This is a genomic window from Pseudomonas vranovensis, assembly GCF_040438935.1.
In the GTDB taxonomy this organism is placed as follows: Bacteria; Pseudomonadota; Gammaproteobacteria; order Pseudomonadales; family Pseudomonadaceae; genus Aquipseudomonas; species Aquipseudomonas vranovensis.
The window spans coordinates 3,825,361-3,839,973 of sequence record NZ_CP159259.1; the positions used below are offsets into that span (position 1 = coordinate 3,825,361).

Genomic DNA, 14,613 nt, shown 5'->3' on the forward strand with positions numbered 1-14,613 from the left:
CGGGCAGGCGCCCTGCCCGCCCGGTGTCATTTTCATGCGCCCGTGCCACCCACGGTGATCGCATCGATCTTCAGGGTCGGCTGGCCAACGCCAACCGGTACCGACTGACCGTCCTTGCCGCAGGTACCCACACCGCTGTCCAGGGACAGGTCATTACCGACCATCGACACCCGACTCATGGCTTCCGGACCGTTGCCGATCAGGGTCGCGCCCTTGACGGGAGCGGTAATCTTGCCGTCTTCGATCAGGTAGGCCTCGCTGGTGGAGAACACGAACTTGCCGCTGGTGATATCCACCTGGCCACCGCCGAGGTTGGCGCAGTAGATGCCTTTTTTCACCGAGGCGATGATTTCCGCCGGATCGCTGTCGCCTGCGCGCATGTAGGTGTTGGTCATGCGCGGCATTGGCAGGTGCGCATAAGACTCACGACGCCCGTTGCCGGTGACGGCCATGCCCATCAGGCGAGCATTGAGCTTGTCCTGCATGTAGCCCTTGAGGATGCCGTTCTCGATCAGGGTGGTGCATTCAGTCGGGGTGCCCTCGTCATCCACGCTCAACGAACCGCGGCGACCCTCCAGGGTGCCGTCATCAACGATGGTGCACAGGCTGGACGCAACCTTCTCGCCCATATGGCCACTGTAGGCCGAACTGCCCTTGCGATTGAAGTCACCTTCAAGGCCGTGGCCGACGGCCTCATGCAACAGCACGCCAGACCAGCCTGACCCCAGTACCACAGGCAGGGTGCCTGCCGGCGCTGGAATGGCTTCGAGGTTGACCAGAGCCTGGCGCAACGCTTCACGGGCAAAGCCCATGACCCGTTCATCGGTGAAATAGCGGTAGTCGGTACGGCCGCCCCCCCCGTGGCCGCCGCGCTCCCGCCGGCCATTCTGCTCGACGATCACGCTGACGTTGAAACGCACCAGAGGACGCACATCGGCAGCCAGGCTGCCATCGGCGGCGGCAATCAGGATGCGTTCCCAGACCCCGGCCATGCTCACAGTGACCTGCTGGATACGCGGGTCCAGCGCACGGGTGGCTGCGTCGACACGCTTGAGCAGCTCGACTTTTTCGGCACGGCTGATCACTTCGAGCGGGTTATCGGCGCCATAGAGTTGCGTGACGTCCTGGCTCTTGAACGCCTGGACACTGCCATTCTGCCCCGCACGGGAGATCGAGCGCGCCGCACGGGCTGCCGAGGTCAGGGCTTCGAGGTTGATGGCGTTGCTGTAGGCAAAACCGGTTTTCTCGCCTGACTGGGCCCGTACGCCCACGCCCTGGTCGAGATTGAAACTGCCTTCTTTGACAATCCCGTCTTCGAGTGCCCAGGACTCGGAAATCTGCCCCTGGAAATACAGGTCGGCCGCATCGATGCCCGGCCCGGCCAACTCGCCCAGTACCGACTGCAGGCTGTCGAGGGTCAATCCCCCTGGCGCCAGCAGGTGCTCGCTGACAGTGGATAACATCTCGCTCATAGTCACTCCGAGGTGTGCGCAGGCCGCAAAGCGTCCTGCGAGAAAAAGCGCCGGTGCAAGGCCACCGGCATCCGCGCCCGAATGGACGCCTGTTCGCTGCTGTCGCGTTCACCCAGCAGCACCGCTTCGCCGCTGTCCTGTTCGGCGACGATCCGCCCCCAGGGATCGACGATGGCGGCATGACCATAAGTTTCCCGTGGTCCCGGGTGTGTTCCGCCCTGGGCAGCGGCCAGCACATAGCATTGGGTTTCGATCGCCCGGGCACGTATCAACACTTCCCAGTGCGCCGCCCCGGTCACTGCGGTAAACGCCGCAGGCGCGCTGATCAGCTCGGCACCGGCCTGGCGCAAGACACTGTACAGCTCCGGGAAGCGCAGGTCGTAGCACACGCTCAAGCCCAGCCGCCCCACGGGGGTGTCAGCCACCACCACCTGACTGCCATGGGCATAGTCATCAGACTCCCGATAGCGGCCACGGTTGTCGGCCACATCGACATCGAACAAGTGCAGCTTGTCGTATCGGGCCACGGTGTCGCCATGTTCGTCGATCAACAGTGAACAGGCATGGGACTTGGCTTCAGGCTGACCGACAGGCGGCAAAGGAATGGTACCGGCCACCACCCATAACTTGAGGTCGCGGGCGGTCTGTTTCAACCAGGGCAGGATCGGCCCTTCTCCCGTGGCTTCGGCGCGCCCGATGGCGGCGCTGTCGCGACGCCCCATGGCGGCAAAATTCTCCGGCAACACGGCCAGCCGGGCGCCACCTGCCGCGGCGTGTTCAAGCAAATGCCTGGCGTGTACCAGGTTGGCCTGAACATCGCTCTGGCTGACCATCTGGATCACCGCTGACTTCATGCACGCTCCTGGCTTCACTTCTCGAAAGGCTTCACAAAGCTGATTTTAGGCTCTTTCCACGGACCTTCGATGCGATAGTGAACGCTGGCATAGCGGGCTACGCGGTCGCCAAGCAGGCGGTCAACGAGAAACAGCGCACCACCGACCGCCGGCGCGCCGACAATCAGGGCAGCCAACGGCAAGTTATTGGTCACCGGCAGCGTGACCTGCAGATTGGCATCGACCCGGTCGCGGACCATGTCGAGCGTGCCATCGAGCTCAAGGTTGCTCGATGGACCGGTCAGGGTAATGGGCTCGCGGGTCACGTACACCCCTTCGCTGGCCACCAGCAGCCCTTTGACCCGGTCATAGCTCAAGCCTTTGTCGACCAGGTCGGAGAAGTCCAGCCGCAGGCGCCGGCCGATCGAGTTGAAGTTGAGCAGGCCAAACACCCGCAGCGCCTGGGCGCCGCCCTCGACCTCGACGAACTGCCCCTTGCGCAACGCCGCATCGAGACTGCCGGAGAATCGACCCAGCCCCACCCAGGCGGGTGAACCCGGCCAGCGGCCGTCGACATCCAGACGAAAATCGCGACTGGTAACGGTCGGGGCGAAATTCCAGGCCTTGAGCACGTCGGCCAGGTTCTTACCTTCCAGACGGCCCTTGTACCAGCTGCTGCTTGCACCCGGGGCGCCCTCCCAGCCCGCATTGCCATCAATGATCAGGCCCTTGAGGCTCAAGTCCAGATCGTTCAGGGCAATCCCCTTGGCCGTGGAACGCACCTTCAGGGCAACACTGCCCAGCAGGTCATCTCCGCGAAACAGCTTGTCGATGGTCAGGTCGATGGAGGGGATTTTACGCGGGTCGATATCGGCCATCGGATCGGGGGCGTTGGGCGAAGCAATTTCGGCAGGATCAGCGGCTGGCAGGTGGATGGTCTGCAGGTTGACCACCATCGGAGCACCCTTGGCGTCGGGAATACGTGCGTTGCCGATAACCTCTCTACTGTCCAGGCGCAGCGCCCAGTTGTTGCTGTTGCGGTCCAGGCGTACCACGGCCTGGTTCAAGGTCAGCCCGCCACCTTGCAGCTTGCCGATGCTCAGGTCAGCACCGCGTAGCAACTGGCGGGCATTACCGCTCGGATCATTGCCGGCCAGTCCGCCCAGCTGTTGCTGCCAAGGCTTGAGGTCAAGCTCGGCCAGCCGTCCACGGACGCTCACTCCCTGGCCGGACGGCAGTTGTGGATTGCCGCCACCGAACAGCAGTTCGCCGCGCCCTTGGTCGAGTTTGTCCATGGGAGCGGCGTAAATCAGGCTGGCAACATTGGCGTAACTGGCGCCAAATCGCCGCTCGGCCCCTTGCAAGGTCATGGTGAACTGGCTGTCTCGGGTTTCATCTGCCGTTTTGCCAATGGGCGCAGGCAGATTGATTGCCAGGCCCTTGAGGCTGGAGTCGACCTTCAGCTCATTGTCGCGGCTCCCCAGCTTCAGCTGCAGTTGGTAGGGCAGATCGCCGGCTATCGGCAAGGTCTGCGTGACCTTCAGCCAGTCGGTCAGCGCCTTGAGTGCAACCTGACCCTTGGCTTCTATGCGGCTTTGTATCTCGCCTGGCTTACCTTCGGCAAAAATCTGCGCGGTCATCGGTTTGTCGAACACTCGGGCACTGATGTTCTGACCGCTGAGCCCCTTGTTGTAATCGAAGCGGAAGGCACCCTTGAGCTGTTTCAACTCAAGCACCGGAGCCGCAATTTTCAGGCGGGCATCGTTGGTGTCGAAATCCACGACCACCTTAGGGTGCTCGCCCTTGGCCAGGGGAATATCCAGCTTCAGCTTGCCCTTGAGGCCGCCCTGCCCCTCCCAGCCCGCAAACATCGCCGCGGTACCGATCGGTGCCTCCTGGAGGATTTTCAAGCCATCGCCCAGGCCTCCATCGAAGCCCCCATCCAGATACATGTGGCTGTTCTGGCCGCTGGGAACATGGGGGATGTTGACCTGCACGTCATTCACTTGGGTATCGAGCAGTTGGCCACGCTTGGCAGTGATCCTCACGCCATTGTCGTCGATATACACGTCACCATCGACCTTCTGGACCTGTGGCCAACCTGGCTGGAAGTCCAGCGCGGCATCATGCACCTTGAAGAACAGGCTGATACTGCGCGCCTGCTCCGCGGCACCATGATTGAGCGAACCTTGATACTGGAAATAACCCTCATCGACCGCGCCTTTGAGAATGGCGGTGCGCAACCATTCATCAAGGGCCGGGCTCAGTACCTCCGGCAGGTACTTGGCGGTGTATCGCCCATCACCCTCGACCAGGCCGACGCGCAGGTCCATGTAGTCTTCCTGCCCCTCTTCAAACAGCAGGCGAATGAGAAAATCACCGGCAATCTTGCCCTCTTCGCCCAGTACCTTCAGGTAGGGCGCGATCAGGGTGAAGCCGTCCTGATCCAGGCGCCAGGTCAGGCGCGCGTTGGCTTTCTGGTATTGCCAAGGTTTGGCGAAGATCGGATACAGGTGCAGCATGAAGGCATCGGTATCCAGGCGCAGTTCGCCATGCCCCAGGTCACCGCTGACACTGCCGCTGACATTCCCCGCCGCCGGGGCACCGTGGTAGGCGTTGAAGCCGATTCGCTCCAGATTGGCGGCAAAATTCAAGCGCTGATCGCCAGCAGCCTTGGGGCGAACATCTACCAGCACATTGCGCAAACTCCCGGTGACTTTCAGCCCCTGGACCACGGCCATGGCCCGTTCCGGCAAAGGTGCCAGAGATTCGACCAGGGGTGTGAGCGGGGTCAGGTTCAGGCGGTCTGCCTGGATTTTCCAGGTTTCCTCGACGCCCTCACTCGCGGCGACCTGATTCAATTGCAGGTGCGACTCCCAGCGCGTTTTGCCCAGGCTCATGGCCAGGGAGTCGAGTTTCACATCGAAACCGCGTGCCTGGCGCTGGAACCAGCCATTGAGCGCTACGTTTTCCACCTTGGCCTCTTCGCGGCCGGTATAAGCACCCCGCAACTGCGGCGCGTTTAGACGTACCGTGGCGTTTTGCAGTTGCCCCTTGCCCCAGTTCAGCCAGAACTCGCCGCCGGCCTTGAGCTCCTTGGCTTGCCATTGACCCAGCAAACGGGGCGGCACCCAGCGCGCCCAATCGCTCTGGGGCAGGCTGAGGTAGGCTTCGACTTCACCGTCACGCCAGTGGGCTGCACGGACACGACTGCGCAGACTCATCGCCACGGGTTGGCCGTCAGGCAAGGTCAGGCGTGCGTCCAGACGCTGGCGTACGCTGCCGGTCTGCAGGCCAACGTTGACATAGGTGAGGGTCATGGGGTCGCGCTGGAACGGCTCGAGGGTGACCTGGCTGTCGACGATCGTGACCTTCGACACCACCTGCATACGCTGCAGCAGTTGCTCAGGGTCCAGAGGCTGGTCATCGGTTTTCGGCAGACCATCAAGTGCCCAGGCGCCGTTTTCATCTTCGTGCAGGCTCAGGTGCAAGCCACCGACTTCGAGATTGGCCAGGCGCACCTGACGCTCGGTCAGGCTGGCCCACAAGTTTGGAACCACTTTGACGCCGTCCAGGCGCAACGCCGTTGTGCCCTCGCCAACCTGGATGTCATTGACCAGCAGCACCGGTGCCAAGCCACTCCAGCGCCCTTCCAGGCTGCCGATGTGCACGGGCAAGCCCAAGGCCTGCTCGGCCTTGTCTTCAACTTCAGCGCGGTATTCGGCTACCAGGGGCACCAGCTGTCGGCCAAGGCTGACATACAGCGCCACCAGCACAGCCAGCAAGGCACAGATCCCCAGGCCCCAGCGGGTCATGGCGCCTAGAACGCGCATCAGACGTTCCATGGCAATGGCCCTCCAAGTCGTGCCTTAACTATGGCCGCAACCGGGCGCTTTGCCACCCGGCCTTGCGGCCAGGTGCAATCAGACTGCGTCAGAGCAGCACCACATCGTATTGTTCCTGGGAATACATGGACTCGACCTGAAAGCGGATGGTTCGTCCGATGAAGGTTTCAAGCTCGGCGACGTTCCCCGACTCCTCATCCAGCAGGCGATCCACCACCTTTTGATTGGCCAGCACTCTATAGCCTTCGGCCTGGTAGGCACGGGCTTCGCGAAGGATTTCGCGGAAAATCTCGTAACAAACTGTCTCGGGAGTTTTCAGCTTGCCGCGACCCTGGCAGCACAGGCACGGCTCACACAACACCTGCTCCAGGCTTTCACGGGTGCGCTTGCGCGTCATCTGCACCAGGCCCAGCTCGGTGATGCCGATGATGTTGGTCTTGGCGTGATCGCGTTCCAGCTGCTTTTCCAGGGTGCGCAGCACCTGGCGCTGGTGCTCCTCATCTTCCATGTCGATGAAGTCGATGATGATGATCCCGCCGATGTTGCGCAGGCGAAGCTGCCGGGCGATGGCGGTGGCCGCTTCCAGGTTGGTCTTGAAGATGGTCTCTTCAAGGTTGCGGTGCCCGACAAAAGCGCCGGTGTTGACGTCGATGGTGGTCATCGCTTCAGCCGGATCGACCACCAGGTAGCCGCCGGATTTGAGCGGTACCTTGCGCTCCAGGGCGCGCTGGATCTCGTCTTCCACACCATAGAGATCGAAGATCGGCCGCTCGCCCGGATAGTGCTCCAGGCGATCGGCGATTTCCGGCATCAGTTCGGCGACGAACTGCGTGGTCTTCTGGAAGGTTTCCCGGGAGTCGATGCGGATTTTCTCGATCTTCGGGTTGACCAGGTCGCGCAACGTGCGCAGGGCCAGGCCCAGGTCTTCGTAGATTTCCGTTGGCGCGCCGACGGTCTTGATCTGGGCGCCGATCTGGTCCCAGAGCCTGCGCAGGTAGCGGATATCCATCAGGATCTCGTCGGCACCGGCACCTTCGGCCGCAGTCCGCAAGATAAAGCCCCCTGCGTCCTGGATGTTCTCCTGGGCCACGCAGTCGGTAACCACCTGCTTGAGGCGTTCCCGTTCGGCTTCGTCTTCGATCTTCAGGGAAATACCAACGTGGCTGGTGCGCGGCATATACACCAGGTAACGCGAGGGAATCGACAGTTGCGTGGTCAGCCGCGCGCCTTTGGAGCCAATCGGATCCTTGGTGACCTGCACCACCAGGCTCTGGCCTTCATGCACCAGGGCACTGATGCTCTCCACGGCCGAGCCTTCGCGCTGGGAAATTTCCGAGGCGTGGATGAAGGCGGCGCGGTCCAGACCGATGTCGACAAATGCAGCCTGCATTCCAGGCAGCACACGAACCACCTTGCCCTTGTAGATGTTGCCGACAATGCCGCGCCGCTGGGTACGCTCTACATGCACTTCCTGAAGAACACCGTTCTCCACCACCGCCACGCGTGATTCCATCGGTGTGATATTGATCAGAATCTCTTCACTCATGGCAGGCTCTCGTCAAAGGACTTCAGTAATGATGGATCGCTCGCAGGCGACTGGCTAGCAGCTGTCCGGTGTGTCCTCGCTCAACGGGCCGACAACGGTTGCCAGCAAGGAATGGCGAATTGGCTGAGCAGCTCGGCAGTTTCACTCAAGGGTAAACCGACCACCGCTGAATAACTGCCTTCGATTCGCTGCACGAACACCGCGCCCAGACCCTGAATCGCGTAGCTGCCTGCCTTGTCCAGCGGCTCGCCGCTGTCCCAGTAGGCCTGTGCTTCTTGTTGGGTAATGTGACGAAACCGAACCTGGCTGGCAACGCAGACACTCAGGCAACGCTCCCGGTCGGCAACCGCCACGGCGGTCAGTACCTGATGTTCGCGGCCGGACAAGGCCGCCAGCATGGCCAGAGCATCCTCACGGTCGGCGGGCTTGCCCAGAATGCGTCCGTCCAATACCACTGCGGTGTCGGCGCCCAGGACGGCAAACGTTCCGTCCGTGGCCGGGCCTGCCAAGGAGGCCATGCCGGCTGCGGCCTTGTCCCGCGCCAGGCGTTCGACATAGGCAGGCGCGGCTTCGCCCGACAAAGGGCTTTCGTCGATCGAAGCGCTCAACGCAGTAAATGGAATGCCGATCTGGGTCAGCAACTCACGGCGGCGGGGTGAACCAGAGGCCAGGTACAGCAGGGTCATCGTGACTTCTCCCTGTCAACGTCGGGTAGCGGGCTCAGTTGATACCCAGGCGCAATCGCAGTCCGCGCAGGCCATAACTGACCCACGGCCAGAGCAAAGCGCTGATGACCGCCGACCAGATCAGCGCCAGGGTCGGCAGACGATTGCCGGTCAGGGCGCTAAGCCACAGTTGCACCAGCTGTGCCAGACCGAAGATCACCAGGATCACCAGGCTTTGCTGCCACATCGGGAACATCCGCAGGCGTTGCTGCAACGACAGCACCAGGAAGGTAATCAAGGTCAGGACCAGGGCGTTCTGCCCCAGCAAGGTGCCGTACAACACGTCCTCGGCAAGGCCCAGGACAAATGCAGTGGTCATGCCGACTTTATGTGGCAGGGCCAGGGTCCAGAAGGCCAACAGCAGCGCCAGCCACATCGGCCGGAACACCTCCATGAACTGCGGCAACGGCGAAACGCTGAGCAGCAGGCCAACGACAAAGGTCAGCCAGACCACCCAGCCGTTTCGGCTGCGAGTACTTACCATCAGTTTCTCTCCCGGGAAGGGGGTGCCGCAGTGCCGCTGGCCGCTGCCGGCGTTGCTGCGGGCGCTGCCGTTGCAGGCGCCGCTGTCGGTGCCACGTTGGCAGGCGTTGCCGGGGTGCTAGTGGCCGCGGGTGCAGGTGCAGTTGGAGTCGCGCCGGGCGCAACCGGCTCGGTGGCCCCGGGCAGACCTTGTCGATCTGCGGCTTCCTGGGCCATCGCGGCATCGCTCGCGCGCTGCTCGGGGGTGCGGCTGTCGGTGAACACCAGCAACAGGTAGCGGCTGCGATTGAGTGCAGCGGTGGGGATGGCCCGGACAATGGCGAACGGCTGCCCGGAGTCGTGGATCACTTCCTTGACCGTGGCCACCGGATAACCGGCCGGAAAACGCTGCCCCAGGCCAGAACTGACCAACAGGTCGCCTTCCTTGATGTCGGCGGTGTCGGCGACATGGCGCAGTTCCAGGCGCTCGGGATTACCGGTACCACTGGCGATGGCCCGCAAACCGTTGCGATTGACCTGCACAGGAATACTGTGGGTGGTATCGGTCAGCAGCAGGACGCGAGCGGTATAGGGCATCAGCTCCACCACCTGCCCCATCAGGCCACGGGCATCGAGCACCGGCTGGCCCAGGACCACGCCGTCACGCTCGCCCTTGTTGATCAGGATACGGTGGGTGAACGGGTTGGGGTCGACACCGATCAACTCGGCGACCTCGACCTTCTCATTGACCAATGCCGAGGAGTTGAGCAACTCGCGCAGGCGCACGTTCTGCTCGGTCAAGGCCGCGAGCTTCTGCACGCGCCCTTGCATCAGCAAGGCTTCGGTCTTTAGTTTTTCGTTCTCGGCGATCAGCTCGGTACGGCTGCCGAACTGGCCGGCGATACCCTGCCACAGGCTCTGCGGCAAGTCGGTGATGTGGTACGACTCCATCAGGACCAGTCCCATCTGGCTGCGCACCGGTTTGAGCAGGGTGAAGCGCGCATCGACCACCATCAGGGTGATCGACAGCACAACCAGCACCAGCAGGCGTACGCCCAGCGAAGGGCCCTTGGCGAAAAGCGGTTTAATGGGCCGCTCCTCGTGGACGACTATTCAAGAGGTCATTCATACGGCAATGCACCGGCCTGCTTGTGGATTGACGGAAAATGACGCCCACACGGACGTCAGCCCAGCACATACAGGTAGCACTGTGGGCACTACCTGTAAACCGGGGCGGCATGTTTGCTGCAGCCAGCTTATTCGCTGGAGAGCAGGTCCATGGTGTGTTTGTCCATCATTTCCAGGGCGCGACCGCCGCCACGGGCGACACAGGTCAGCGGGTCTTCGGCAACGATGACCGGCAGGCCGGTTTCCTGGGCCAGCAGCTTGTCCAGGTCGCGCAGCAGTGCGCCACCACCGGTCAGCACCAGGCCACGCTCGGCGATGTCCGAGGCGAGTTCCGGCGGCGACTGCTCCAGGGCGCTCTTGACCGCCTGGACGATAGTTGCCAGCGACTCTTGCAGGGCTTCGAGCACTTCGTTGGAGTTCAGGGTGAAGGCACGTGGCACACCCTCGGCGAGGTTACGGCCGCGAACATCGACTTCACGGACTTCGCCACCCGGATAGGCAGTACCGATTTCCTGCTTGATACGCTCGGCGGTGGATTCGCCGATCAGGCTGCCGTAGTTGCGGCGCACGTAGGTCACGATCGCTTCGTCGAAACGGTCGCCGCCCACCCGTACGGATTCGGCATAGACCACACCATTCAGGGAGATCAGCGCAATTTCAGTGGTGCCGCCACCGATATCGACGACCATCGAACCGCGGGCTTCCTCGACCGGCAGGCCGGCACCGATGGCGGCGGCCATTGGCTCTTCGATCAGGAACACTTCGCGGGCGCCGGCGCCCAGCGCCGACTCACGAATGGCACGACGCTCGACCTGGGTCGATTTGCACGGCACGCAGATCAGCACCCGAGGGCTAGGCTGCAGGAAGCTGTTCTCGTGAACCTTGTTGATAAAATACTGCAGCATTTTTTCGCAGACGCTGAAGTCGGCGATCACGCCGTCCTTCATCGGACGAATGGCAGCAATGTTGCCAGGTGTACGGCCCAACATGCGCTTGGCTTCAGTACCGACAGCGACGACACTTTTCTGGTTGCCGTGAGTACGAATGGCCACAACCGATGGCTCATTCAGGACGATACCGCGCTCACGCACGTAAATAAGGGTGTTGGCAGTGCCCAGGTCGATGGAAAGATCGCTGGAAAACATGCCACGCAGTTTCTTGAACATGGGAAAGTGACCCTAGGCAACGCGTGGGTAAAAAAGTGCGGCAAACTCTAACAACGGCGGGGATTTTGGGCAAGGCGCCAATATGTTAAATTGGCAGTTTTTCCGAGCAAGCCAGCACACGATCGCGGCCTTATGACCGTAAATCTGTCAGCATGTTCCTCATCGCGGACCAATTCCGTTTTTGTTTCCCCAGGAGATCCCCATGGCGCTTGAACGCTGCGACGTGGAAAAGATCGCTCATCTGGCCCGATTGGGCCTCAATGAAGGCGATTTGCCACGCACTACCGATGCCCTGAACAGTATTCTGGGACTGGTCGACCAGATGCAAGCGGTCGACACCACTGGCATCGAGCCATTGGCCCACCCACTTGAAGCCAGTCAGCGCCTGCGCGCCGATGTGGTAACAGAAAGTAACCAGCGCGAATCCTACCAGGCCATCGCCCCGGCGACCGAAAACGGCCTGTACCTGGTTCCGAAAGTCATCGAGTAAGGGAATAGAGCCTGCCATGCATCAACTGACCCTGGCCGAGATCGCCCGCGGACTCGCCGACAAGAAATTCTCTTCCGAAGAGCTGACCCAGAGCCTGCTGGCGCGGATCAAGCAGCTCGATCCGCAGCTGAACAGCTTCATCAGTGTCACCGACGAACTGGCCCTGAGCCAGGCCCGTGCTGCCGACGCCCGTCGCGCCGCCGGTGAAACCGGTGCCCTGCTCGGCGCCCCGCTGGCGCACAAGGACCTGTTCTGCACCGAGGGCGTACGCACCAGTTGCGGCTCGAAGATGCTCGACAACTTCACGGCGCCCTACGACGCCACCGTGGTTGCCAAGCTGGCCGAAGCCGGCACCGTGACCCTGGGCAAGACCAACATGGACGAGTTCGCCATGGGCTCGGCCAACGAGTCGAGCCACTACGGCGCGGTCAAGAACCCGTGGAACCTCGAGCACGTTCCCGGCGGTTCGTCCGGTGGTTCGGCTGCGGCCGTCGCAGCGCGCCTGCTGCCAGCTGCCACCGGCACCGACACTGGCGGTTCCATTCGCCAGCCCGCCGCCCTGACCAACCTCACTGGCCTGAAACCGACGTACGGTCGGGTTTCGCGCTGGGGCATGATCGCCTACGCCTCCAGCCTCGACCAGGGCGGCCCGATGGCCCGCACGGCCGAAGACTGCGCATTGATGCTGCAAGCGATGGCCGGCTTCGACGCCAAGGACTCCACCAGCATCGACGAGCCCGTCCCGGACTACAGCGCCAGCCTGAATAGCTCGCTGCAAGGCCTGCGCATCGGCCTGCCGAAGGAATACTTCGGCGCAGGCCTGGACCCGCGCATCGCCGAGCTGGTCCAGGCCAGCGTCAAGGCGCTGGAAAACCAGGGTGCCGTGATCAAGGAAATCAGCCTGCCGAACATGCAGCACGCCATCGCCGCGTACTATGTGATCGCCCCGGCCGAAGCCTCCTCCAACCTGTCGCGTTTCGACGGCGTGCGCTTCGGCTACCGCTGCGAGAATCCGGCCGACCTGACCGACCTGTACAAACGCTCCCGTGGCGAGGGTTTCGGCAGCGAAGTGCAACGCCGGATCATGGTCGGTACCTACGCCCTGTCGGCTGGCTACTACGACGCCTACTACCTGAAGGCACAGAAGATCCGCCGCCTGATCAAGAACGACTTCATGGCCGCCTTTGAAGACGTCGACGTGATCATGGGCCCGACCACGCCAAACCTGGCCTGGAAAATTGGCGCCAAGAACAACGATCCGGTCGCCGCGTACCTGGAAGACATCTACACCATCACCGCCAACCTCGCGGGCCTGCCGGGCCTGTCGATGCCAGCCGGTTTTGTCGATGGCCTGCCGGTTGGCGTGCAACTGCTGGCCCCGTATTTCCAGGAAGGCCGCCTGCTCAACGTCGCGCACCGCTATCAGCAAGTCACTGACTGGCACACTCGCGCACCTAACGGCTTCTGAGGGATCACCACATGCAATGGGAAGTTGTCATCGGGTTGGAGATTCATACCCAGCTCGCCACCCAGTCGAAGATTTTCTCCGGCAGCGCCACCACGTTCGGCTCCGAGCCCAACACCCAGGCCAGCCTGATCGACCTGGGCATGCCCGGCGTACTGCCGGTGCTCAACCAGGAAGCAGTGCGCATGGCCTGCATGTTCGGTCTGGCGATTGACGCCGAGATCGGCCATCACAACGTGTTTGCGCGCAAGAACTACTTCTACCCCGACCTGCCCAAGGGCTACCAGATCAGCCAGATGGAGCTGCCGATCGTCGGCAAGGGCCACCTGGACATCGCCCTGGAAGACGGTACCGTCAAGCGCATCGGCATTACCCGTGCGCACCTCGAAGAGGATGCCGGCAAGAGCCTGCACGAAGACTTCAGCGGTTCGACCGGTATCGACCTGAACCGTGCCGGCACTCCGCTGCTGGAAATCGTCTCCGAGCCCGAGATGCGTAGCGCCAAGGAAGCCGTGGCCTACGTCAAGGCCATCCACGCCCTGGTGCGTTACCTGGGCATCTGCGACGGCAACATGGCCGAAGGCTCGCTGCGTTGCGACTGCAACGTCTCGATCCGACCAAAAGGCCAGGTCGAGTTCGGCACCCGCTGCGAGATCAAGAACGTCAACTCGTTCCGCTTCATCGAGCGCGCGATCAACAGCGAGATCCAGCGCCAGATCGAACTGATCGAAGACGGCGGCAAGGTCACCCAGGAAACCCGCCTGTACGACCCGAACAAAGACGAAACCCGTTCCATGCGCAGCAAGGAAGAAGCCAACGACTACCGTTACTTCCCCGACCCGGACCTGCTGCCGGTCGTGATCGAAGGCGCCTACCTCGACACCATCCGCGCCACCCTGCCGGAACTGCCACCGCAAAAGCGCGAGCGTTTCCAGAGCCAGTTCGGCCTCTCTGCCTACGATGCCAACGTGCTGGCCTCCAGCCGCGAGCAAGCCGACTACTTCGAGCAGGTGGTCAGCGTGTGCGGCGATGCCAAGCTTGCCGCCAACTGGGTCATGGTCGAGCTGGGCAGCCTGCTCAACAAGCTCGGTCTCGAGATCGACCAGGCGCCGGTCAGTGCCGAACATCTGGGCGGTATGCTCAAGCGCATCCTCGACAACACCATCAGCGGCAAGATCGCCAAGGTCGTGTTCGAGAAGATGGCCGCCGGTGAAGGCGATGCCGACCAGATCATCGAAGCCGAAGGCCTCAAGCAGGTCACCGACAGCGGTGCAATCGAGAAGGTCCTGGACGAAGTGCTGGCGGCCAATGCCGAGCAGGTCGAGCAGTACCGCGCCGCCGATGAGGCCAAGCGCGGCAAGATGTTCGGCTTCTTCGTCGGCCAGGCCATGAAGGCCTCCAAAGGCAAGGCCAACCCGCAGCAAGTGAACCAATTGCTCAAGAGCAAGCTCGAAGGTTAATTGCTGATCGCGGGCAAGCCC

General features: G+C 62.3%; 11 protein-coding genes. 3 read left to right on the forward strand and 8 right to left on the reverse strand.

The window, feature by feature from the left end; translation table 11 throughout:
* Window positions 1-32 precede the first annotated feature (32 nt).
* The 8 genes from tldD to mreB form a co-directional block, all read right to left on the reverse strand.
* Window positions 33-1,472 (reverse strand): metalloprotease TldD, encoded by a 1,440-nt coding sequence (gene tldD, locus ABVN19_RS17860; protein ID WP_028942820.1) that lies wholly within the window; start codon window positions 1,470-1,472, stop codon window positions 33-35.
* A gap of 2 nt (window positions 1,473-1,474) precedes the next feature.
* Entirely contained in the window at window positions 1,475-2,326 is an 852-nt protein-coding gene (locus ABVN19_RS17865) for a carbon-nitrogen hydrolase family protein (RefSeq protein ID WP_105641224.1), read from the reverse strand.
* 14 nt (window positions 2,327-2,340) lie between these two features.
* Complete coding sequence (locus tag ABVN19_RS17870) at window positions 2,341-6,150, reverse strand: YhdP family protein (protein WP_105641225.1); 3,810 nt, start codon at window positions 6,148-6,150, stop codon at window positions 2,341-2,343.
* An 88-nt stretch (window positions 6,151-6,238) separates the two neighbouring features.
* A complete protein-coding gene (gene rng, locus ABVN19_RS17875) occupies window positions 6,239-7,696 on the reverse strand; it encodes a ribonuclease G (RefSeq protein WP_028942817.1) in 1,458 nt (485 codons plus the stop codon).
* An 80-nt stretch (window positions 7,697-7,776) separates the two neighbouring features.
* Window positions 7,777-8,382, reverse strand: coding sequence for a Maf family protein (locus ABVN19_RS17880; protein WP_028942816.1), 606 nt, complete (start codon window positions 8,380-8,382; stop codon window positions 7,777-7,779).
* Between the two features lie 34 nt (window positions 8,383-8,416).
* Window positions 8,417-8,905 carry a rod shape-determining protein MreD gene (gene mreD / locus ABVN19_RS17885; RefSeq protein ID WP_028942815.1) on the reverse strand — a complete coding sequence of 163 codons (489 nt, stop codon included), beginning with the start codon at window positions 8,903-8,905 and terminating at the stop codon, window positions 8,417-8,419.
* Complete coding sequence (gene mreC, locus ABVN19_RS17890) at window positions 8,905-9,996, reverse strand: rod shape-determining protein MreC (protein WP_105641226.1); 1,092 nt, start codon at window positions 9,994-9,996, stop codon at window positions 8,905-8,907. Before mreC ends, mreD begins: the two co-directional genes overlap by 1 nt.
* Before the next feature lie 143 nt (window positions 9,997-10,139).
* Window positions 10,140-11,177 (reverse strand): rod shape-determining protein MreB, encoded by a 1,038-nt coding sequence (mreB, locus tag ABVN19_RS17895; RefSeq protein WP_008371426.1) that lies wholly within the window; start codon window positions 11,175-11,177, stop codon window positions 10,140-10,142.
* 202 nt (window positions 11,178-11,379) lie between these two features.
* On the opposite strand from mreB, the gene gatC reads away from it, so the two are divergent.
* Genes gatC through gatB form a run of 3 tightly spaced genes read left to right on the forward strand, consistent with a single transcriptional unit; the run spans window position 11,380 to window position 14,592 of the window.
* The gene (gatC, locus tag ABVN19_RS17900) at window positions 11,380-11,667 is read left to right on the forward strand and encodes an Asp-tRNA(Asn)/Glu-tRNA(Gln) amidotransferase subunit GatC (RefSeq protein WP_028942813.1); all 288 of its coding nucleotides are present in this window, start codon (window positions 11,380-11,382) and stop codon (window positions 11,665-11,667) included.
* Between the two features lie 16 nt (window positions 11,668-11,683).
* Window positions 11,684-13,135, forward strand: a complete 1,452-nt coding sequence (gene gatA / locus ABVN19_RS17905) for an Asp-tRNA(Asn)/Glu-tRNA(Gln) amidotransferase subunit GatA (RefSeq protein ID WP_105641227.1) — start codon at window positions 11,684-11,686, stop codon at window positions 13,133-13,135.
* Between the two features lie 11 nt (window positions 13,136-13,146).
* Entirely contained in the window at window positions 13,147-14,592 is a 1,446-nt protein-coding gene (gene gatB / locus ABVN19_RS17910; RefSeq protein ID WP_028942811.1) for an Asp-tRNA(Asn)/Glu-tRNA(Gln) amidotransferase subunit GatB, read from the forward strand.
* The last annotated feature ends 21 nt before the right edge of the window (window positions 14,593-14,613 follow it).